The 20,157-nt window shown below is 49.3% G+C and carries 22 protein-coding genes; 12 read left to right on the top strand and 10 right to left on the bottom strand.

Annotation, left to right across the window (positions count from 1 at the left end):
- Positions 1–81 precede the first annotated feature (81 nt).
- Both ACSFXJ_RS12425 and ACSFXJ_RS12420 read left to right on the top strand, forming a co-directional pair.
- Complete coding sequence (locus ACSFXJ_RS12425) at positions 82–1,482, top strand: TrkH family potassium uptake protein (protein ID WP_435925567.1); 1,401 nt, start codon at positions 82–84, stop codon at positions 1,480–1,482.
- Positions 1,483–1,548: 66 nt separating this feature from the next.
- Positions 1,549–2,781: an aminopeptidase gene (locus ACSFXJ_RS12420; protein ID WP_435925565.1), complete on the top strand. Its 1,233-nt coding sequence runs from the start codon at positions 1,549–1,551 to the stop codon at positions 2,779–2,781.
- A 74-nt stretch (positions 2,782–2,855) separates the two neighbouring features.
- On the opposite strand, the gene ACSFXJ_RS12415 is transcribed toward ACSFXJ_RS12420, so the two are convergent.
- Entirely contained in the window at positions 2,856–3,053 is a 198-nt protein-coding gene (locus ACSFXJ_RS12415) for a hypothetical protein (RefSeq protein WP_435925564.1), read from the bottom strand.
- Between the two features lie 112 nt (positions 3,054–3,165).
- On the opposite strand from ACSFXJ_RS12415, the gene ACSFXJ_RS12410 reads away from it, so the two are divergent.
- From ACSFXJ_RS12410 to ACSFXJ_RS12400, 3 genes are all read left to right on the top strand, one after another.
- A complete protein-coding gene (locus ACSFXJ_RS12410; RefSeq protein WP_435925563.1) occupies positions 3,166–3,744 on the top strand; it encodes a TraR/DksA C4-type zinc finger protein in 579 nt (192 codons plus the stop codon).
- A gap of 170 nt (positions 3,745–3,914) precedes the next feature.
- Positions 3,915–4,529, top strand: coding sequence for an RNA polymerase sigma factor (locus ACSFXJ_RS12405; RefSeq protein ID WP_435925562.1), 615 nt, complete (start codon positions 3,915–3,917; stop codon positions 4,527–4,529).
- Positions 4,474–5,328, top strand: coding sequence for a hypothetical protein (locus ACSFXJ_RS12400; protein WP_435925561.1), 855 nt, complete (start codon positions 4,474–4,476; stop codon positions 5,326–5,328). Before ACSFXJ_RS12405 ends, ACSFXJ_RS12400 begins: the two co-directional genes overlap by 56 nt.
- Before the next feature lie 86 nt (positions 5,329–5,414).
- On the opposite strand, the gene ACSFXJ_RS12395 is transcribed toward ACSFXJ_RS12400, so the two are convergent.
- The 3 genes from ACSFXJ_RS12395 to ACSFXJ_RS12385 form a co-directional block, all read right to left on the bottom strand.
- Positions 5,415–6,734 (bottom strand): hemolysin family protein, encoded by a 1,320-nt coding sequence (locus ACSFXJ_RS12395; protein WP_435925560.1) that lies wholly within the window; start codon positions 6,732–6,734, stop codon positions 5,415–5,417.
- A 158-nt stretch (positions 6,735–6,892) separates the two neighbouring features.
- Positions 6,893–7,342, bottom strand: coding sequence for a spore coat protein GerQ (gerQ, locus tag ACSFXJ_RS12390; protein WP_435925559.1), 450 nt, complete (start codon positions 7,340–7,342; stop codon positions 6,893–6,895).
- A 40-nt stretch (positions 7,343–7,382) separates the two neighbouring features.
- Positions 7,383–7,805, bottom strand: coding sequence for a cell wall hydrolase (locus ACSFXJ_RS12385; RefSeq protein WP_435925558.1), 423 nt, complete (start codon positions 7,803–7,805; stop codon positions 7,383–7,385).
- A gap of 236 nt (positions 7,806–8,041) precedes the next feature.
- Between ACSFXJ_RS12385 and ACSFXJ_RS12380 the strand changes: the two genes are divergently transcribed.
- Positions 8,042–9,367, top strand: coding sequence for an FAD-dependent oxidoreductase (locus ACSFXJ_RS12380; RefSeq protein WP_435925557.1), 1,326 nt, complete (start codon positions 8,042–8,044; stop codon positions 9,365–9,367).
- Between the two features lie 45 nt (positions 9,368–9,412).
- Here ACSFXJ_RS12380 and ACSFXJ_RS12375 read toward each other — a convergent pair whose 3' ends face one another.
- From ACSFXJ_RS12375 to ACSFXJ_RS12360, 4 genes are all read right to left on the bottom strand, one after another.
- Positions 9,413–9,820 (bottom strand): DUF2500 domain-containing protein, encoded by a 408-nt coding sequence (locus tag ACSFXJ_RS12375; RefSeq protein ID WP_435925556.1) that lies wholly within the window; start codon positions 9,818–9,820, stop codon positions 9,413–9,415.
- Between the two features lie 207 nt (positions 9,821–10,027).
- The gene (locus ACSFXJ_RS12370; RefSeq protein ID WP_435925555.1) at positions 10,028–10,213 is read right to left on the bottom strand and encodes a hypothetical protein; all 186 of its coding nucleotides are present in this window, start codon (positions 10,211–10,213) and stop codon (positions 10,028–10,030) included.
- 167 nt (positions 10,214–10,380) lie between these two features.
- Positions 10,381–11,679, bottom strand: coding sequence for a WD40/YVTN/BNR-like repeat-containing protein (locus tag ACSFXJ_RS12365; RefSeq protein WP_435925554.1), 1,299 nt, complete (start codon positions 11,677–11,679; stop codon positions 10,381–10,383).
- A 55-nt stretch (positions 11,680–11,734) separates the two neighbouring features.
- On the bottom strand, positions 11,735–12,691 hold the full coding sequence (locus ACSFXJ_RS12360) for a polysaccharide deacetylase family protein (RefSeq protein WP_435925553.1): 957 nt from the start codon (positions 12,689–12,691) through the stop codon (positions 11,735–11,737).
- Positions 12,692–12,892: 201 nt separating this feature from the next.
- Between ACSFXJ_RS12360 and ACSFXJ_RS12355 the strand changes: the two genes are divergently transcribed.
- Complete coding sequence (locus ACSFXJ_RS12355) at positions 12,893–13,819, top strand: L-lactate dehydrogenase (protein WP_435925552.1); 927 nt, start codon at positions 12,893–12,895, stop codon at positions 13,817–13,819.
- Between the two features lie 47 nt (positions 13,820–13,866).
- Here the strand turns inward: ACSFXJ_RS12355 and ACSFXJ_RS12350 are convergent, their stop codons facing one another.
- Both ACSFXJ_RS12350 and ACSFXJ_RS12345 read right to left on the bottom strand, forming a co-directional pair.
- Positions 13,867–14,670 (bottom strand): methyltransferase domain-containing protein, encoded by an 804-nt coding sequence (locus ACSFXJ_RS12350; protein WP_435925551.1) that lies wholly within the window; start codon positions 14,668–14,670, stop codon positions 13,867–13,869.
- A 59-nt stretch (positions 14,671–14,729) separates the two neighbouring features.
- On the bottom strand, positions 14,730–16,271 hold the full coding sequence (locus ACSFXJ_RS12345; protein ID WP_435925550.1) for a 2-isopropylmalate synthase: 1,542 nt from the start codon (positions 16,269–16,271) through the stop codon (positions 14,730–14,732).
- Positions 16,272–17,245: 974 nt separating this feature from the next.
- Here ACSFXJ_RS12345 and ACSFXJ_RS12340 point away from each other — a divergent pair.
- From ACSFXJ_RS12340 to xerS, 5 genes are all read left to right on the top strand, one after another.
- Positions 17,246–17,587: a hypothetical protein gene (locus tag ACSFXJ_RS12340; protein WP_435925549.1), complete on the top strand. Its 342-nt coding sequence runs from the start codon at positions 17,246–17,248 to the stop codon at positions 17,585–17,587.
- Positions 17,551–17,820 carry a hypothetical protein gene (locus ACSFXJ_RS12335; RefSeq protein ID WP_435925547.1) on the top strand — a complete coding sequence of 90 codons (270 nt, stop codon included), beginning with the start codon at positions 17,551–17,553 and terminating at the stop codon, positions 17,818–17,820. Before ACSFXJ_RS12340 ends, ACSFXJ_RS12335 begins: the two co-directional genes overlap by 37 nt.
- Positions 17,821–17,872: 52 nt before the next feature.
- Complete coding sequence (locus ACSFXJ_RS12330) at positions 17,873–18,280, top strand: MarR family winged helix-turn-helix transcriptional regulator (RefSeq protein ID WP_435925546.1); 408 nt, start codon at positions 17,873–17,875, stop codon at positions 18,278–18,280.
- Positions 18,281–18,387: 107 nt separating this feature from the next.
- On the top strand, positions 18,388–19,056 hold the full coding sequence (locus ACSFXJ_RS12325) for a spermine/spermidine synthase (RefSeq protein ID WP_435925545.1): 669 nt from the start codon (positions 18,388–18,390) through the stop codon (positions 19,054–19,056).
- Positions 19,053–20,141 (top strand): tyrosine recombinase XerS, encoded by a 1,089-nt coding sequence (xerS, locus tag ACSFXJ_RS12320; protein ID WP_435925544.1) that lies wholly within the window; start codon positions 19,053–19,055, stop codon positions 20,139–20,141. Before ACSFXJ_RS12325 ends, xerS begins: the two co-directional genes overlap by 4 nt.
- The last annotated feature ends 16 nt before the right edge of the window (positions 20,142–20,157 follow it).

The raw sequence follows: 20,157 nt of genomic DNA, 5'->3' as shown, positions 1-20,157 counted from the left end.
CTCCTTTTATAAGAAAATTCACACTGTGATTTTCAATCCGTCAGTGTTTCTATATAATGGTTGTTATTGCATAATCGTATCATGTTTTACGCTAATAGCAATATCATTGCACGAGGTGAATATATATTGTCCAAACGACGCAGCAAATCTCATAAGCTTACTCCCGCCAAAGTCCTTACCTTTGGTTTTGGCATCATTATCATACTGGGGACCTTCCTTCTCTCCCTGCCCATGGCCACGGCGGACGGCAGACGGATGGACTTGGTCGACGCCCTGTTCACCGCGACTTCGGCGACTTGCGTAACCGGGCTGGCGGTGGTGGATACGGGAACCCACTTTTCCTTGTTCGGTCAAATTGTCATTCTTGCGCTTACCCAAACCGGCGGCCTTGGTTTTATGGCGATCGGTACGCTGATCGCTTTGGCCTTTAACCGGCGTATTTCCTTGCGCGACAAGCTCGTGCTGCAGGAAGCGATGAATTACAACTCCATGGAAGGCCTTGTCACGCTGATTCGGCGGGTCATCGTTTATGCCGTCGTAATTGAAGGCGTCGGCGCGTTGCTGTTATTCGCCAGATGGACGTTTGACATGCCCTGGCATCAGGCCTTGTATTACGGTATTTTTCACAGTGTATCGATTTTTAACAACGCGGGGTTCGATTTGTTCGGCCCGCTCCATGGCAAGTACAGCAGTCTGTCCGCTTATGCCGGTGATCCTTTCGTAAACGTCGTTGTCATGATTCTGATTGTTCTTGGCGGGATCGGGTTTATCGTCATCAAGGACCTTCTTCATTATCCGGCAACAAAAAAACTGTCTCTGCACTCCAAGGTCGTTCTTACGGTATCCGGCTTTCTTATCGTCGGCGGGGCGTTGCTCATGCTTCTTCTTGAGGCGAATAACCCGGCAACGCTGCAGCAGCAAGGCTGGGGTCAACGGATCATGAGCTCCTTCTTCCATTCCATCAGTTCCCGATCGGGCGGAGTCAGTACGGAAAGCGTGGCGGAAATGAGAACCTCCACCCAATTTTTGTTTATTTTGCTGATGTTCATCGGTGCAGCCCCCGGGTCTACCGGAGGCGGTATTAAGGTGACGGTTTTTGCCGTTTTGATCGGTGCGATGTATGCGATGATCCGCGGTCGCGAAGACATTGTGTTTTTCCGCAGAAGACTGTCCAAGAGCGCGATTTTGCGGGCGATCACCCAAACCTGGCTTGCGCTATTTCTCGTCGTGTTTGTGGCTATGGTTTTGTCCGCTTTGGAAGACAGGGCATTTCTGCCCCTGCTGTTCGAAACGACGTCTGCTTTCGCCACGGCCGGATTAAGCCTGGATCTGACGCCAAAGCTGACGGAAATAAGCAAGGTAGTCCTCTGTATCGTCATGTTTCTCGGCAGGGTCGGTCCGGTGACCTTAGCTTACGCCCTTACTCCGAAAAACGAAAAGGAATTATTTAAATATCCCGAGGGAAAAATAACCATTGGTTAATTGGAACCTGCACATGTTTCGTAGTATGATATGACAATAACTATTTTTGAATATGGAGGAACCAACATGTCTGATTTTCAAGCGAAGCTGCAGAAATATGCGGAATTGGCCGTAAAAGTGGGCGTTAACGTACAGCCCGGACAAAATTTGATCGTCGTTGCCACCGTGGACGCGGCTGATTTGGTGCGCCTGATCGTGAAACAGGCTTATGAGGCGGGAGCAAGATTTGTCAAAGTGAACTGGAACGATGACACAGTCACCCGGCTTCGCTACGAACATGCGGCGGATGAATCGTTTTTGGACGATCCGAAATGGTATGCCGGCGAAATGCTTGAATATGTGGAAAACGGCGCGGCCGTTCTGCATGTCATTTCTTCGGATCCGGATTTGTTGACCGGCATCGATCCGCAGCGTATCACCAACCATCAAAAAACGTACGGAAAAGCGATGAGCAAATACCGTGAACTGCAAATGGCCGATAAATTCAGCTGGTCGATCGTGGCGGTACCGTCGAACGCCTGGGCTGCGAAAGTATTCCCGAACCTTCCGGAAACCGAACAAGTCGACGCCTTATGGGAGGCGATTTTCCGTACGGTTCGCATTGACCAGCCGGATCCGATTCAGGCTTGGCGCGAGCACATCGCCAATTTGAACGCAAAATCCGAATATCTGAACAACAAAAAATACAAAAAGTTGCATTATATCGCCCCTGGAACGGATTTGACGATCGAGCTTCCGGAAGGCCACATCTGGGTTGCTGCCGAAAGCATCAATGCGCAGGGCAAAACATTCCTGGCCAATCTTCCTACGGAAGAAGTATTTACGGCTCCTCTGAAAACCGGCGTCAACGGTACGGTATCCAGCACCAAGCCGCTTAGTTATAACGGCAACATCATCGACAAGTTCAAACTTACCTTTGAAAACGGCCGGATCGTTGATTTTTCGGCCGAAGTCGGCGAAGCGACGCTCAAGCAGCTCGTCGAGCTGGACGAAGGCTCCCACTATTTAGGCGAAGTGGCGTTGGTGCCTCACGGTTCGCCGATTTCGCAATCGGGAATTTTGTTCTATAACACGTTGTTTGACGAAAATGCTTCCAACCACCTTGCCATCGGCAACGCTTATGCTTTCAACCTGGAAGGCGGCAAATCAATGACCCGCGAACAATTGAACCAACACGGCCTGAATGCCAGCTTTGCGCATGAGGACTTTATGGTGGGTTCTGCCGAGATGGATATTTTCGGCATTACCGCGGACGGCAAGGAAGAACAAATCTTCGCCAAAGGGAACTGGGCGTTTTAAGATCGCCTATTTAGCCATACAAATATCGAAATATCCTGCGATTCCTTCGCAGGATATTTTTTTGCTCAAGTCGGTTAATCCAGTATTCCCATGATCAACAGGGCGATAGCGAAAATGGAACCGGCATACATGAGAATAAGCTTGGTGACGTTTTTCTTCGACCGTCTGTCGTAATCCGGGTTCTCGGTACGGTTCTCTTTCGAATTTCCGACCATTATGGTACCGGCCGCGGCAACGATGGCAAGCAAAAAAATTCCGATATAAAGCAACATCACGATTCCCCCTTCTCATTCACAGTTTCATTGTAGAATAGAATCGAAGTTGCGTCATCCTCCTTCATTCCCGGGTAAACGTTAGGTAGTCGTATACGAGGAGGGAAAGTTCATGAACCATTTGACAACAGAGCAATTACGGGAACTAAAAGAAGCCCTTCGGCAAGAGAAAAATGAGCTTGAAAAGCATTTTGAATCCGGTGAGCCTACTGTTGATTTAGATCAATCACTAAAGGTTTCCACGGGAGAATTGTCATCGTACGATAACCACCCTGCCGATGTCGGCACGGAAACCTTTGAACGCAGCCGGGATCTGGCGGTGGACGATAATTTGAACCATCGCTTTGAACAAATCCGCCAGGCCCTCGAACGGATCGGGAATTCGGAGTATGGAAAATGCGTCGTATGCGGGAAGGACATCCCGTTCGAAAGACTGCAGGCTGTGCCTTATACCGCTTTTTGTATGGAGCACACTCCAGAACGGAATGTATTGGATTATCGTCCGGTCGAAGAGGAACTGATCACCCCTCCCCCCGCAGGAGCCGGAGAACGCAGGCAGCGGAGCGCCGGAAAGTTCGATGATGCCGATGCCTGGCATACGCTGGAGAAATTCGGCAACTCCGATTCCCCCGCCATGGCCGCCAAGCGAAACGCAACCGATTACGATAATCTGACTGCCGATGAAGACTGATGAATATAAAAAAAAGGTCATCCTCCCAAACTGCGGAGAATGACCTTTTCTTTTTTAGAAGAAGCAAATTTATCCTTCCGCATGGTAAATCGTTCCTTATTATAGTAAAATCGGGTTATTGAAAAAATATAGAAGAAAGAGTCGTCTTAACGGCCAGAGAGGGGAAAACCATGCCTGAACGGTTGGAATGGCTGCTCGGAACCGACTTTCATCACCTGTCCGAACAAATACAGGAAGATGTTTATTATGCTTTTTACGACCTTGTATACGGGACCATTTTTTACGCGGTCAAAGATCACCAAGCAGCCGAGGACATTATCCAGGAGGCTTTTATCAAAGTCGTGACCAAAAAGCCGGATTTTGAAAATATAAACGGAATGAAAGCGTGGATGAAAACGGTCGCGCGCAATACGACGATCAATTATTTTCGAAAAAACAAAAAATTCCGTAACCACCTTGACGTGGAATGTGTTTATATGGATAAAGAACCAAACGGATTATCCAATCCTTCCGTTGAACAAATCGTGGAAATCAAACTGATGGAAGAAGACATCGTCCGCCATCTTAGTAAGCTCAAACCGGAGTACCGTGAAATGATGGAAATGCGCTGGAAGCAGGGCCTTAGCTACAAGGAAATCGGCGAGCAGCTCGGCCTTTGCGAAAATATCGTGAAGCAACGCCTTTTCCGGATCCGGGAAGGGATCAAGAAAATGCTATTCAGAGAGTGGGGTGCCGATCATAAAAAACAAGTTGCCCAAAGATCAGATATATCCCGAACCGTTTGATTCCTTATTTGAAGAGGCTTTTCAACAGGCGATCGACTCCCTTCCGGCTCCCTCCGAATCCGATCGGCGCAAGTCATGGGAACAAATACAAAAAAAACTCGATAGAAAGCGAGCCCGTACCCGAAGGCGCCACCGGTGGCAAATTTCGGGCATCGTTGCCGCTTCCATGATCCTCGGAGCCATGCTGTTCAGCCCGCCGGTCGTGACCAAAGCGGTACCCCCGTTTTTTCAGGAGCTGATCAACCTGGGCAGCGGAATGTCCCAAATGGTGTTCGACACAAGGCAGCCTTCTTCGGGTGCAAAAACACCTCCCCCGCCCGACGGCTTTACCGAGGATGAATTGCGTGAAATGAAGAAAGAAGTCCATCTCGTCGATGCCGGAGTTTATAACACGGTCGAAATGGACATAGACCAAGCCCGGGAAGTCCTTGCCTTCTCACTCCCGCGGATCACTTATATCCCTGAACGTTTTACCTTGAGCTCCTTGGAGGTCATTATTCCTTCCGGAACACCCGAGGACCCCAACACGTTCGGCAAAAGCGCACACCTTCTCTACAAGTCGGATGAGGAGGAAATGCTCAGATTGATATTCGATTTATTGATGGACGATTCCGTGCTCTCGACGATGAGCAGAAGCCATACCGAAGAAGTGCAGCTTGAGAACGGAAATACCGCTTATGTCAGCACAGGAGACATGACCCAAATAAATATGATGCTGTCCGGAAACGTGTTCTTCCATGCGTTCGGCAACGTCAGCAAAGAAGAAATGGTGGACATCGTAAACGGATTCAATCATTAAATCAAATAAAGGCGGGCTCCCCAATGGGGTTGCCCGCCTTCTATGTTCCGGATGTTATGAGTCCATTATGTTATGACTCCATTATGTTATGCGCCCGCTTCCTCCATCGGAAGATACAGCTGCTTAACCAGCTTAACGCGCGAAATTCTCTTGTTGTCAAGTTCCTCCACAACATAAGTATACCCGTCATGCTCGACGGTTTGCCCGATTTGGGGCGGGAGGATTTCAATTCTCGAATAGAGCCAGCCTCCGATCGTATCGTAATCCTCGGAATCCAGCCGGAGACCGAAGCGGTCATTGACGGTTTCGATCAGCATCAATCCATCGATGGAATGCGTATTTTCGTCCAGTTGCTCAATACCCGGGCGTTCCTCGTCAAATTCGTCCTGAATTTCCCCGACGATTTGCTCCACGATATCTTCGAGCGTTACCATTCCCGAAGTGCCTCCGTATTCATCGATCAGAATGGCGATCTGCGTTCTCCCCCGCTGCATCCGTTTCATCAGCTCGCTGATTTGGATCGATTCCGGAACGGCCATGATCGGCCGGAGCAAGTCCCGATAATCCTGCGTATTTGAGCGAATTAAATCCTTAATGTGAATAAATCCGATGATATGGTCTTTATCAACGTCGCAAACAGGATAACGGGTCCGCAATCCTTCCAAGGCGACGGACAGGTTCTCATCGAGCGTGTTTTGCGTATACAAACAAATCATTTCCGTGCGGGGAATCATAATCTCTCGCGCCGTCGTTTCGGCGAACTCGAAAATATTGTCCACCAGCGACATTTCCGTTTGGTCGATCAGTCCGCTCTCTGAGCTCTCTTTCATCATCACCCGGATCTCTTCCTCCGTATGGAGCGAATCCTGCTCCGAAACCGGAGCGATACCGAACAACCTGAGCAGTCCGTTTGAGAGACCGTTCAAGAGCCAGACAAACGGAAACATCAATTTGTAGAATACTTTCATGGGACGCGCCGAGAGAAGCGTAATTTGCTCCGCCTTGCGCACCGCTATCGTTTTGGGCGCCAGCTCGCCAAGCACGATGTGCAAAACGGCGATCAGCAGAAAGGAGACAAACAGCGAGATGATATGCACGGGTTTGTCACCCAGGCCCGCGAGCTCGAAGAGCGGGTTCAGCATTGTGGCCACCACGGGTTCTCCCAGCCAGCCGAGGCCGAGCGAACAAAGGGTGATTCCAAGCTGACAGGCGGATAAGTAACCGTCAAGGTGATTCAACAAGTTCTTCACAATCACGGCGTTTTTTCGTCCTTCTTCAACCAATGCATCGATCCGGCCGCTTCTGATTTTAACGATGGCAAATTCCGCGGAAACGAAAAAGCCGTTCAACAGCACCAGGAAGAGCATCAGTCCTAATGAAAAAAGACTCGGTAAGGGGTCAGTCAATACGTCTCACCTCTAATGTAAATATATTACTATTCATTATATTATTATACACTACACAGTCAAACCCCGGTGTATGCCACCAATACAGGCCTGCATGCCCGCTTTTTTTCCATGCGAAAAAGGACCTTCCGGTCGGAAGGCCCTCCGCATATAATACATTATCTCCGCGTTACCGGCGAAGCGGCGTAAGGGTATTGATATGAGAGCGGTTGGTCGAAGGTCGCGTAGTCCAGGTTGACCATCAGCAGGATCGTCCGCACGCCCGTGTTCGGATCGCTGATGATGATATGATCCCGGCCGGCCGCTTCGAGAACTCCTTTAAAGATTTTGGCGTTCCACTCGCGGTTGTTTTCGTAAGTCATGTAGAAAGTCCCGACTTTACCCAAGTTCAGGCGAAGAATATTCTCAATGAACGATTGCTCGTTGGTCGGGATTTGCACTGGCACCACGGTTCCGGTAGGCGTCATCGGACTGCCGCTCGGAACCTGCGGAGGCTGAGCTCCCATCTGCGGGGATTGGCCGCCCATCGGTGCTCCTCCGGATGGATAAGTACCCGTCGTTCCTCCTCCGATCGAATACGTAACCGGACGATATGATTGATTAAACATACGAATGAATCCTCCTCAATGAAATGTTCGCAAAAACCTGCTAATATACATCAGGACAATCTTCCCCGGACGGGGCAAAGAAACAATGCGACTTGAAACGGCCGGTATTTTGCTGGTCATACCAGGTCGCCGGGCATTCGCCGGCAGGCTTGAAAAACCAGAGCGCATTGGATGCGGGCCAAATCCTTTCGCCGTTGATGACGCGTGTCGCGAGACGAATGTCCCGGTCCCGGGCTCTTTGATAGAAGTAGCCCTTCTGCGTAGCCTCAAAACCGCCGGGAGACTGAAAGACCATATCATTCATATTCCGAATGTTTTTGAAGTCCAGGCATCCGCCAAGAATCCGGTTGACCCCGACATTCCCGACCATCAACATCCCCTGTTCGCCTTCTCCCTCGGCTTCCGCCCGCATAAGCCTCGCAAGCAGTTTGACATCTTCCGAATTCGTTTTAATGACCGCCAAACTCCGTTTCCCCCTTTCCTTCCTACTCGACGATACATCCTATGTGCAAACGCCCATCTTGGTGCGAACGGTCAAAAAATAATCTTTGTCAAGGAAATTATCGAATTTTGTCGATGAATACGGTTGCAATTTTGAATATTTAGTGTCTATTTCTATGGACGCGCTTCCTTGAATAGCATATACTGAATAGAGAATGTGTTTGCGCTTTCATTTATAACCTTTCAGGAGGTTCTCCCATGAAAATTGCGATTATTGGCGGTGGTCTTGCCGGTCTGACGGCAGCCGCGTATCTTTCTGGCAATCCGGATACCGAAGGCATCGTATTTGAACGCAGCCCCCAGCTCGGAGGCCGTGCATTTACCTATGAGAAAGCGGGATTCACTCTCAATTACGGTGCGCATGCCGTTTACGGCATTGACAGACATACCCTACAGTTCATGGAACAGGAGCTTGATCTCAAATTCCAGAGCAAACAGGTCGACAAAAGGAAAGTCGTTTATGCCAAACACGGCAACCTGACTCCCGCCCCACTCGATTTCGTCAACATTATGAAAACCGACGTATTGACTGCCATGGAAAAAGTAAGATTTGTGGCGGAAGTCGCCGCCGTCATCGGAAATATTCATCAATTGAAGCGTTACCGGACACTCGGCGAATATTTGGAACAATCCAACGCTTCCAACGATGTGAAGGAATTATGGGAGCATTTGGTCAGTTCCAACTTCTTCATAACCCCCGAAGATGCGCGTAAAGTATCCGGGGAAGTGATCGCCGAGTATTATCACAACTTGTTCCTCTCCAATAGGCCGGTAAATTATATTCTCGGTAGCTGGGCAACGATTACGGATCAGCTTGTTCAAAAAATCGATGGCAATGATCGATGGGAAATTGCTGTCAAGGAACCCGTAGAATCCATTGTTATGGAGAACGGTAAATATATTTTGAACACGAAGACCCGCGAAGCGTTGGAATTCGATGAAGTTATATTTGCAATGCCCGTACAGCAGGTGTGCAAGCTCCTGGAATCCTCCCCTTGGGCCGGGCCGCTTGAGCCGTTTAAAGACAATACTTGTACGGAAGTGCTTGTGTACGACGTCGGATTTTCCAAAGTGGTTGCCCGTCCTTTCCACTACATTAGCGATATGGACAACAAGGTGTTTATCAGCGACGTTTCCGCGACGGACTATACGGTCGTACCGGTCGGCGGCCAGCTGTTGCAAGGTATTGCATACTTGAATGATGATATCGGGGACGAAGAACAGAAGAAGCAGTATTTGGAGAAGAAAACCCAGCAGATGGAATCCCTTTTCGATACGTATTATCCGGATTGGCGGGAACATACGGCCGTAAAACGGGTATCCAAAAAAGCGATGGTGTCGAGCGTCAAAAACATTCACACCAATAAATTGCTGCCCGTCAAATTGCCTGGCGTGCCGTTCCTGTTTTGCGGCGACGGATGCGAAGGCAAAGGCGAGCTTGCCGAACGGGCCTTCTCCAGCGGCCGGTCCGCTGCTCAAATGCTCCTGAATGAAAAAGCGAAAATCAAGGTATTGGCCCATTGATCCTTAAACCAAAAAGAGCTGTCCGCGGACAGCTCTTTTTTATTTCTAATAATGACGATATTCCTGCACGGCGGCCTTATATGTTTTACTAAGCCGTTCAAAACCCAAATAACGGGTTCCTTGAAACGTCAGCTTCCCCTCGTCGCCTTCCGAGCATTGCCCGTACTCTAGTCCGCTGACGCTCAATTCTAACCGGTCTCCGCTTTCGACCTCGAACGTTAAAAAGTATTTGCTGTCCGATCGGTTCACGGAAAGCGCCGGATCATGCCGATGGGAGACTTCGATTCTTTTGCCGACGATGAGCGAAGGAACGGTCAAAACCGGCTGCTTGCTGTTAGCCCAGGAACGTTTGATGCTTCCAGCCGCAGTGATGCCGATGACGCCGAGAATAACGACGATGAAAACCGGAATAGCCGTGTTCATGACACCGAGCATTTCCATCCACGATTGCATGTTTTTCCCCCCTGCTCACCTCAGTATTAAGATTCGATGGTTGTTCTCCCTTTCTTTTGTAAGATGTATATGCTGACTTGGTCAAAACTTGTTATTCGGGACAGGTAGAAAATATGCCCCCTTGTCCCATTTTTCCATAAAAAAACCTTCGACTCCTGGGCCAGAATCGAAGGCTGTTACGGTGGTGATAATGATAAAGTTATAGAATCAGGCATAATACATTTGCAGCAGGTCTTGCGTTTCTTTCGCTCCGTCGGCTTCCATTTCAACCAGTCCCGCTTCCGCCCAGCATGCTTGGCAAGTTTCCTCGGTGGTGCAAAGATGAGCATCTTCACATGTGTAACAGAATTGGAGGAAGTTACGGGTTACGGTGTTCTCGGTCGTTGTTTTCATTTTGACTCACTCCTATAATTTAGTTTGTTAAGACTGATTTCTTGCAAGGCTTGTGGTGATCTTTCTTACAAGTTAAATATATCACAAACTTTTTATAGTGCACGTGATATTTTTCACAAATTAATGAACTTCAATATTCATCAAAAAAAACAGCCGGCACGCTCTTATTAAAGAACGCGCCAGCTGACCCCTCCGTCCTCGGTTTGCATCAGGAGAGAACGTTTTTTATCGGCTTTTGCGACAAGCATCCATCCCACTTCCGGGGAGTAAAACTGGATTTTCACAACTTCGGGGTACTCCCCAATGACTTGTTGCAGTTTCGAGTTTTCGGGCAGAATGGTCCAGGTCGCCCCTCCATCCAGCGTATGATAGACGGAAGATTGCTGAACGGACCAGCCTTCCCTGGAATTCATGAACGTCGTGGATTGATTTTCGCCGCTTCCGGATTCCCACGGCATGGCAAAATTTTCGAGGGTCCATGTGTTTCCCGAATCGCCTGTAAAATAACCGTTGAACTTGACGGCTTCCTCGCGCCCGCATCCGACGGAAATCCATCCTTCCTTTCCTCCGTTTGCGAAGAAATCGGGAGCACCTACGGTAAAACGACTGCATGTTTTAAACTTGGACGTATCCAAAAACGGCTTCTTCGCCCACCGAACTCCTCCGTCAACAGTCGCATACAAAACGGGAAGCCCCGCTTCAATCATCGTGATATAACCGTGTTGTCCATCGGTAAAAGACATGCCTGCCGGGTATCCCGTCTTCGGCAAAATATGCTCGGCCGTCCGAATTCCCGTCGGCATGATCGGCGTGCTCATAATGTTGTCCCAGGTCGCTCCGCCATTGGAGGTCGCATAAATCGACTTGGCCCCGCTGTTGCCCGGTTCATTGCCCATCGTCAAAATCCATCCTTGCTTCTCATTAAGAAAATAGAAAGATACGACCTGATCGGCTTTCGGAAGGGAAGCCATTTTCCACGTTAATCCCCCGTTATCGGTGCGTAAAACAATCGCTTCCCCCGAGCCGAGGGATCCTCTGACGATCCATCCGTACTTGTTATCGATAAAAAACAAATTTTTTCCGAATTTCGGACTTTCCGCAAATTGGATCGAAGCGGAAGGAGATATATTCGTCCACGTTTTTCCGTGATCTTCCGTCATATATAAACGCAGCTCATGATTGGTCGAGCCCCAGGCCAGTCCTTGACTGTCGCTTAACAGCCTGAAGTCCGTCAGTCTGGTTTGAATTTGATATTTTTTTTGGCCGTCCTCGGCAGACGGCTTGGTTGCAGCATCGCTTACTGAATTATCCGGTTCGATTACGGTCAAAGTCTGACCGTCTTCCACCATACTCTCCTCTTTAGCGGCGGAATTTTTTTGAGCCTCAGGGGGAGGCGCAGCACAGGCTGTCAGCAGCAAAAAGCCCGCTAATATCGTACTGCTTGCCGCCTTACACCATCGTCTCACCTGGTAATCACCTCGCTTTCCGAATCTCTATTATACCATATCCGGCTTCGTAGACTTAAAGACGGGTATCTTTCGCGAAATTGACGGAAATATGCTGTTCCGGTTTGTAGACGGCAAACGCATAACCTTTTTTCTGCAAGTATTCGATAATTTCGGGCAACGCCTGAACCGTTTGCGATTTCTCATGCATCAGAATGACTTCGGTATCGCGGTGAACCTGGCGTTTCACTTCCCGAATGATGCGTTCAGGCTCGCCAGGATAACTCCAATCCTTGGAATCCACGGTCCAATCCCACATTTTAAAATCGGCGTCCGCGATCTCGGTCCGAAATTGCTTGTCAATTTCGGGTTTGCTGCCGTAAGGCGCCCGGATTAACCAAGGTTTCGTACCGGTGATTTTTTCGACTATGGCCTGCTCCTGTTTGAATTCTTTAATGAATTTGGCCGAACCGCCGCTTTTGTACAATGTCTTTTTGTTGTGGGTCATACTATGCAAACCGATATAATTACCAGCCTCGGCTGCGGCTTTAACCGATTTTTCATGGTCGGAGAGCTGATTGCCGATCATGAAAAATGTAGCATGGATTTTCTTTTCGTTCAGAATCTCAACGATTTTGTCAGTATATTTTCCAGGGCCGTCGTCAAAAGTAAGATAGATTACCTTTTGGGTTTTCTTCTCCGGCGTTGCGGCCGGTTTTTCTTCTTTCTTTTCCGTATTTGATTCTTTTTGCGCTCCGCTTCCGGCGTCCGTTTCCTGTTCCTTCATTACCTGTTCTTCCATTACCAGGATAGGTTGATCCTCATTTCCTGTTACCGCATCGCCGGAGGCTGCAAATTTGGGGGACGAAATCACTGCTGGGGATGACGATGCGTCATGGCTTTGACCTCTGTGATAAACCGAGTTTGCCGCATATGCAGACATGACCAGTGAAACGGAGGAAAGCAAGATCGCCGCAATGACAATCGGTTTGAATTTGGGGTTGGACTTTTCTTCTCTTTTTCTCGACATCATTTGCATCAAGTACCTCTCTCATGTTCATTACTACTAGATTAATATAATTAGAGGTTGTACGTCCTTACAGAATGGTTACAAAGACATTAAGACAAAAAGACAATCCAACCTTTTAAATTTACTTTAAATTTTGGTAGTTTAATGTACAATGGTAAGAAGCGAATATCAAGTTGAAAATAAATGAATCGAGGAGATGAACCCATGAAAACCCAATTACGTTCCAGTAGAGTCGTTATAATAGGAACCGGCGCGGTAGGCGCAACAACCGCTTACACCCTTTTACTTCGTGAACGGATGTCCGAGCTCGTACTGATCGATGCGAACAAGGACAGAGCTGTCGGAGAAGCGCTTGACATGAACCACGGCCTTCCTTTTACCGGCGGCGTGAAGCTGTGGGCGGGAGATTATAGCGATTGCGCGGATGCCGATGTCATTGTTATCGCCGCGGGAGCATCCCAACGTCCGGGTGAGACGAGAATCGACCTTCTCAAACGGAACGCGGATATTTTCGACAGCATTATCCAAAATATCGTAAAGTACAACGACCATGCGGTTATTCTCGTTGCCACCAATCCGGTCGATATTTTGTCCTATGTTACATTGAAAAAGAGCGGCTTCCCTTCCAACCGCGTCATCGGTTCGGGAACTTTGCTGGACAGCGCCCGTTTCCGTTACTTGATCGGACAGAACAAAAATATCAACCCGCGAAGCATCCACGCGCATATAGTCGGGGAGCACGGGGATTCGGAGGTTCCTCTCTGGAGCATCGCCAACGTGGCGGGGATGGGTCTGGAGTTCACGGACAAGGAACGCGAAGATATTTTCAACAGCACGAAGAACGCGGCTTATGAAATCATTAACGCCAAAGGAGCCACCTCTTACGCGATCGCTCTCGCTTTGGACCGGATTGTCGTATCGATTTTGCAGAATGAAGGTTCCGTTCTGAACGTTTCGACCTTGCTCAACGATTACAATGGAGTTTCCGACGTATACTTGGGAGTACCGAGCATCGTGGACCGTACCGGTGTACGCGAAGTGTTGGATCTGGAACTTAGCGGCGATGAATTGACCCGTTTCCAGAGCTCCGCGAACAAGCTTAAAGCCGAAATCGCGAAATTGGAATTGTAATGAACAACAGGGCTCCTATGATTGGGGCCCTGTTGTTTTGCACTTAACTACGGCTTAACGCCTTGAACGGACAGCAGATACATCGCTTGATATTCTCCCCGTTCCGCCTCCCATCGTCTGAATTGTTTTTCGGCTTCCGCCCTCTGCGTCTCGGTCAGATACCCGCTTTCGACCATTTGGGCCCCTTTAAAGTCGGCCACGCCTGCCCAGATTGCGGTTTGGGACTTGAAAGCGGAATCGGTCTTCCTTGTAATTTCATGTTGATCCGTCACCTGAATTTGTGTCAGGCCATGATCCGCATACATTTCCGCCAAATGATCGGCTACCGCATTGTCCATCCCCGCGTCAGCCCGCCATTTCAGAAAAGCTTCGTAAAACTCGGCCATCACTTCGGGAACCGGAGGTCTCCATTCGATCTTCTCATGATTGTAATCCAGCACATGAATCGTTCCTCCGGACCGGGCGGACTTGATCATCTGTTCAAGCGCTTTCTCGGGATGGGCGAGCCATTGCAGCACCCTGGCGGCCGTGACGACGTCAAACACCCCGTTGTAAGGAAGATTGTAGACATCGCCCACCTCGAACGACAGACCGGGAATGTCCGCGTATTGCTCTCTTGCTTTGGCAATCCAATCCGGATTGTTGTCGACGCCTACTACTTTTCCGGCCGGTCCGACGGCTTCGGCAATCCCGCAGGTAATGGCGCCCGTTCCGCATCCGATATCCAAAACGCTCATTCCGGGCTTGAGGATCCCGGCCAATCTCTTGTTTCCCGTAGAAAGACGGCGGTTGTCGATCACTCCCGAATGGGTCAAACGCGCCCGTTCCAATGCCTTTTTTTCCTGTTCCAAAAGCATAACCTCCCCGAATTTAGTCCATCCGTTAATCGGCCGCAGGCCCTCCATCCCTATTAGTAAATCACGATGTTTCCTTCCCGTTCGCGTTCACGACGGCTTATAAGCCGGTTTACCGCCTCCACGTATGCTTTGGCGCTGGCTTCGATGATGTCGGTGCTTACGCCCCTGCCGGTTGCCGTTTCATTTCCCTGTTTCAAAACGACATGAACCTCTCCTTGCGCATCCGTTCCCTGCGTGACGGAATGAATCGAGTAATCCTCCAGTTCCGCGTGGATTCCTGTTGCTTTCGCGATCGCCTGATAGACGGCATCTACCGAACCGTTCCCGACGGCCGCTTCTTCCGCGAAGCTTCCATCCTCCCTAACGATGCGAACCGACGCTGTCGGCAGCGAACGATTCCCGTAAGAAACATGAATGCTATCAAGGACATAAGCTCGTGGTCCGCTTGCGATGTTCTCCTCAAGCAATGCTCGGATATCCTCGGACAAAATACTTTTCTTGCGGTCCGCCAAAGCCTTGAACTTCGCAAACGCGATATTCAAATCCTCTTCGCTCAGCGTGTAGCCGAGGTCGGCCAGCTTTTCCTTAAACGCATGGCGGCCGGAATGCTTGCCGAGCACCAGCTTGCTTGCGCTTGCCCCGATGGTCTCCGGCGTAATGATTTCGTAGGTGCTGGGGTTTTTAAGCATCCCGTCCTGATGAATGCCCGATTCATGGGCAAAAGCGTTCGCACCGACGATCGCCTTATTCCCGGGTACGCTCATTCCCGTCATTTTGCTGACCATCCGGCTCGTTTTGTAGATTTCGCCGAGGTTCAGCGACGTTTTCGCCCCATAGAAATCGCTTCTCGTTTCGAGCGCCAAAGCCACCTCTTCGATACAGGTGTTGCCCGCGCGCTCGCCGATCCCGTTGATCGTTCCTTCGAACTGATCCACCCCGTTGGCGATAGCCGCAAGCGTATTTGCCGTCGCCATGCCGAGATCGTCATGGCAGTGCGTGCTTAGCTGGATTTTTTCGATGCCCGGCACCGTCTGCTTGATCGTACGGAACATGGCTCCGAACTGATCGGGAGTGGCAAATCCGACCGTATCCGGCAGATTGACGACCGTCGCCCCCGCTCGAATCGCCATCGCCGTCATTTCGCACAAGAAGTCGATTTCGGTACGGCTGGCGTCCTCGGCCGAGAATTCCACCTTGTCGAAAAATTTGCGACCATACCGGATTGCCGCCTCCGCGGTTTCCATCACTTTCGCCTTATCCATCCGCAACTTGTATTCCCGGTGGATCGGGGACGTGGCGAGTACCAGATGCAGACAAGGATCTTCCGCATCCTTCAAAGCCTCGACCACCGCATCAATATCCTTCATATGACAACGTGCCAGACTCAGTAGCGTTGCATGCTTGAGCCGTTTCGCCACTTCGCGAATACTGTGCAAATCGCCGGGCGATGTCGCCGCAAAACCGGCTTCAATCCGGTCGATTCCGAGCTTTTCCAGCTGCAGGGCGATCTCCACCTTCTCTTCCGTCGTCAAGCTGACCCCCGGAGATTGCTCCCCGTCCCGCAACGTCGTGTCGAACACATAAATTTTCCGCATGTTTCATTCCCGCCTTTTCGTTGATTTTTGATAAAAAAACCTCTCTCACTCCCGCAAAACCCATGACGGGCCTTGCAGGGGCGAAAGAGGTTCATATCACGGTACCACCCTGATTTACCGCAGACTTCACAGCCTGCGGCCTCGGCGGGAACCGGCGAGCATGACTCGCTGTCGGTTCCCTGTACGGTAACGGGTACAATCCGGTATTTCCTACATCAAGCAAGCTCGCCTAGCTTCGGCAAAACGCAGCTGCGGCTTGTTATCGGAAATACGGCTCCAAGGCGAGTCGGCGCTCGGGGTTAAGGCGGCGATTTCAGCTTCTTCTCCGCTCTCTGGACTTAAGAGCCCGCATGGCCTGCTCCTTTTCATTGCCGATAAATAGTAAAAAGCCCCTTTCCTCCCGCACGCAAAACACGCGCATTAGGGACGAAAGGGGCTTACGCTCTTCGTGGTACCACCCAGGTTCACCGGAAGCGCTCAATTCCAGAACGTTTCACGGCCTCATGGCCAAACGGAAAAATCCGCATGGCGCGCACAGTAACGTGTGCCAATCCGGTTGCCCTTAACCCCCATTACGGGATCGGGACAACGGCTCCAAGGCGAGTCGGCGTTCGGGATTAAGACGGCGATTTCAGCTTCTTCACCGCTCTCTGGACATAAGAGCCCGCATGCCTGCTCCTTTTCATAGCCTGTGTGTTCATTTCGTTGGAAACTTGGAGCTATTATATGCCGATTTCAAAAAAATAGTCAACATGAATTTCCAAATATTTATTGTTTAATGCCATTAAATTCATTTAGTTAATCTCATTAATTCATTAGATTAATTATTTTGAGATAGCCGGTATTACTGCGGTTTCATGCCTGTTCAACCTTTGGCATAAGTCTGTCCAAGCCTGCCCTTAAATCGAATAAATTTTTACTGGATCGAGACAATTACAAATTGATCTAAACTCGATTTTGAAAGGAGCTTGTATATGGCATTCACCGAATTGTCTCTTATACTCTTTATTGCATTTATTACATTATTAGTTTTAACCAGGCTTATGGGTAGAAATGAAATTTCTCAAATGACCTTTTTTAATTTCGTGTCGGCCATTTCAATCGGAACCATTGGAGCTTCACTTGCGATTGACAATACACTGAGCGTTCGTAATGGATTCACAGCCTTAGTGGGTGGGAGTGCTTTTACAATATTTCTCGGGTTTATCGATAAAAATCCTAGAAGGCACGTTACGCGATCGTCGGACAACCAGTCATCCTTATTAGAAAAGGACAAATCATGGAGGATGCTCTTCGTAAAGCCCGTCTTGATATAGACTCATTAAATAGCATGTTACGTAAGAAAAACGTACACACCGCCCGGGGCTGTCTGAACAGACTGCCTTCTTCCAGCATGGCCGATTCGGGAAGCGAATCGTTCTTCACTTGTTTAGACATCGATGCACTCTCTCCTTATTTTCTATATTGTAGTATGGCCCAAAAATTTACTTTCCACCAAACTAGTTGTATGATGAAAGTACATTATTGTATTATACAACTATATGATTAATTGTCAATAATCCTTGTGATAAACTAGGATATAAAAAGAGAGGTATTTTACTATGGACGACCAAGCTTTGGATACGATAGAAGTAGAACTGGCCATCTTGTACCGCCGCATTTCAAACCGCAAGCACGGAAATCTGGACCGCTCGGCTTACCTGCTGCTTCACCAAATCGATGCTCATGGGGCAGCCGGCGTGAAGGCGCTCGCTGACGAATTCCGGCTGGATGTGTCTACCGTTAGCCGCCAAACCGCCGTGTTGGAGCAAAAAGGTTACGTCTTCCGCATCCCGGATCCGTCGGATCGGAGAGCCTACTCCCTGCAAATCACGGAACTCGGCAAAAAAGAATTGATGGAATCCAAAAAGTCGCGGTCCGAACGAATCGGAGCCCTGATCCGGGATTGGTCCGAGGAAGACAAAGCTAAATTTGGCGAATTGCTCACAAGGCTGAACCGGACCTTTTAAAAAGATACCAGAACCCCTTTTGTTGATTTGACATCCCAGCCCAGGTCCTCTATGCTCGAATTGGACCCGGTTTGTCGCATATTTTGTAGCAATCGGAGGTGCTAGGAATGAATCATTGGGACGAACCTGTCGAGGTGATTGAACGCGCTGCCACGGAGCGCGGGGAAATACAGCTTCAGCGCAGGGGAAAACACTTTGAAATCATTAGCAACGGAACGTTTTTAATGGCCACATATAACGGAGAATCGGAACGTTTGCTCGTTCGCAGCGCCCTGCAGCATGTCGATTCGCCAAAAGAAGTGCTTATTGGCGGTCTTGGCGTCGGCTTTTCCCTGGAGGAAGCGCTCAAGGATTCCCGCGTAAACCGCGTAACCGTCGTCGAAATTGAACAGAAGGTCATCGATTGGAACTCCGGAGCCTTGGCACACGTATCCGGTAACGCACTTGCCCATCCGAGGACGAATCTGGTACATGCGGATCTGGTCGCTTGGATATTCGAATCGGAACAGACTTTTGACTTAATTTGCCTTGATATCGATAACGGACCGGATTGGAAGGTTTTTGACGACAACAGCTCTTTATACGGACATACCGGTTTAACCAGATTGAACAACCTATTGAACCCTGGCGGATGTCTTACGTTTTGGAGCGCGACCGAATCCAAGGAATTTGCCGCAAGACTGGAAGCTTTTTTTGGAAACACCCGGATTTACGAAGTTCCCCAGTCGACTGGAGAGCCGGATTACATATTTTTGGTACAGAGGGATCTAGCATGAACATTCAAAAAGCGATTGACCGGAAAAAACTTGACGAACGGGCCGTGGGGATGCCCTGGTTCGTACAGCAATTTATCGATTACAAACTGCCCGACTTATCCCCTTCCACATTGCTTGAATATGTACGGGATTACGAACAATTTTTCAATTGGCTGCGGGCCGAAGGTCTGTCCGAAGCGGAGATGAATACGCAGATTACGCTAAAAGATCTCGAAGTGTTGCACATGGAAAGCATCGTCGGATACCGGCTGCATTTGACGACGCGAACGGACGGGACCAACGCCAAAATCACCGTCTCCCGCAAAATGTCCTCGCTTCGCTCCCTTTTTCATTATTTGAGCCAGATTGCCGAGGATGAGAACTTCTATCCTCTGCTCAAACGCAACATTATGGCAAAGGTGGAAATAAAGCGGATTCATAAGCCGAAGGATACCGCGGCCAAACTTAAAGGCAAGATTTTGGAAGAGGACGAAATCCTCGAGTTTATCGGCTATATCGCCGAGGGGTACGGGCAGGATATCCATGAGAACAAGCAAGCCCTGCACGCCTATGAATTGAACAAAGAGCGCGATGCCTGTATTGCCAGCCTGATTCTCAATTCGGGGCTCCGGGTATCCGAAGTGGTGAATCTGAACGTGGATGATCTCGATTTGACCAATAAGATGCTTTATGTATTCCGTAAAGGCAACAACGACGAGACGTTTAAAACTCCGGTTTATTTCCGCGAGCAATCGAAGGACGATTTGACCCATTATTTGAATTTGCGGCAAAGCAGGTATAAGACGCCGAAACGGGAAAAAGCGCTGTTCGTGACGATTCCCAACGGGCAAAAAGAAGGCAAACGCATGACGAAGCGGGCGATTCAAGCCATGATTATCAAGTACGCCAAGCGGTTCGGAAAGCCGTATTTGACCGTACATAAGCTACGTCATTCTTTTGCCACCGACTATTATTTGCAAAACGATATTTATAAAACGAAGGAACAGCTCGGGCACGCTTCCACGGAAACGACGGAAGTTTACGCGCATCTGACCGATAAAACGATGTCCGAGGCGATCGAGCGGAGAATCGGCAACGATGGTTAACCAAGCGCATGACTTC

The organism is Paenibacillus salivarius (genome assembly GCF_051307165.1).
Classification (GTDB): domain Bacteria; phylum Bacillota; class Bacilli; order Paenibacillales; family Paenibacillaceae; genus Fontibacillus.
This window is presented reverse-complemented; position numbering and strand designations above follow the sequence as displayed.

What these genes read in the sequence shown, in the direction of transcription:
- ACSFXJ_RS12405 (WP_435925562.1), top strand. Translation starts at nt 3,915, where the DNA reads ATGCCTGAACGGTTGGAATGGCTGCTCGGAACCGACTTTCATCACCTG.
- ACSFXJ_RS12340 (WP_435925549.1), top strand. Translation starts at nt 17,246, where the DNA reads ATGGCATTCACCGAATTGTCTCTTATACTCTTTATTGCATTTATTACA.
- ACSFXJ_RS12345 (WP_435925550.1), bottom strand. Translation starts at nt 16,271, where the DNA reads ATGCGGAAAATTTATGTGTTCGACACGACGTTGCGGGACGGGGAGCAA.
- ACSFXJ_RS12355 (WP_435925552.1), top strand. Translation starts at nt 12,893, where the DNA reads ATGAAAACCCAATTACGTTCCAGTAGAGTCGTTATAATAGGAACCGGC.
- ACSFXJ_RS12370 (WP_435925555.1), bottom strand. Translation starts at nt 10,213, where the DNA reads ATGAAAACAACGACCGAGAACACCGTAACCCGTAACTTCCTCCAATTC.
- xerS (WP_435925544.1), top strand. Translation starts at nt 19,053, where the DNA reads ATGAACATTCAAAAAGCGATTGACCGGAAAAAACTTGACGAACGGGCC.
- ACSFXJ_RS12330 (WP_435925546.1), top strand. Translation starts at nt 17,873, where the DNA reads ATGGACGACCAAGCTTTGGATACGATAGAAGTAGAACTGGCCATCTTG.
- ACSFXJ_RS12380 (WP_435925557.1), top strand. Translation starts at nt 8,042, where the DNA reads ATGAAAATTGCGATTATTGGCGGTGGTCTTGCCGGTCTGACGGCAGCC.
- ACSFXJ_RS12325 (WP_435925545.1), top strand. Translation starts at nt 18,388, where the DNA reads ATGAATCATTGGGACGAACCTGTCGAGGTGATTGAACGCGCTGCCACG.
- ACSFXJ_RS12420 (WP_435925565.1), top strand. Translation starts at nt 1,549, where the DNA reads ATGTCTGATTTTCAAGCGAAGCTGCAGAAATATGCGGAATTGGCCGTA.
- ACSFXJ_RS12360 (WP_435925553.1), bottom strand. Translation starts at nt 12,691, where the DNA reads ATGATGTCGAGAAAAAGAGAAGAAAAGTCCAACCCCAAATTCAAACCG.
- ACSFXJ_RS12335 (WP_435925547.1), top strand. Translation starts at nt 17,551, where the DNA reads ATGGAGGATGCTCTTCGTAAAGCCCGTCTTGATATAGACTCATTAAAT.
- ACSFXJ_RS12410 (WP_435925563.1), top strand. Translation starts at nt 3,166, where the DNA reads ATGAACCATTTGACAACAGAGCAATTACGGGAACTAAAAGAAGCCCTT.
- ACSFXJ_RS12375 (WP_435925556.1), bottom strand. Translation starts at nt 9,820, where the DNA reads ATGCAATCGTGGATGGAAATGCTCGGTGTCATGAACACGGCTATTCCG.
- gerQ (WP_435925559.1), bottom strand. Translation starts at nt 7,342, where the DNA reads ATGTTTAATCAATCATATCGTCCGGTTACGTATTCGATCGGAGGAGGA.
- ACSFXJ_RS12415 (WP_435925564.1), bottom strand. Translation starts at nt 3,053, where the DNA reads ATGTTGCTTTATATCGGAATTTTTTTGCTTGCCATCGTTGCCGCGGCC.
- ACSFXJ_RS12425 (WP_435925567.1), top strand. Translation starts at nt 82, where the DNA reads ATGTTTTACGCTAATAGCAATATCATTGCACGAGGTGAATATATATTG.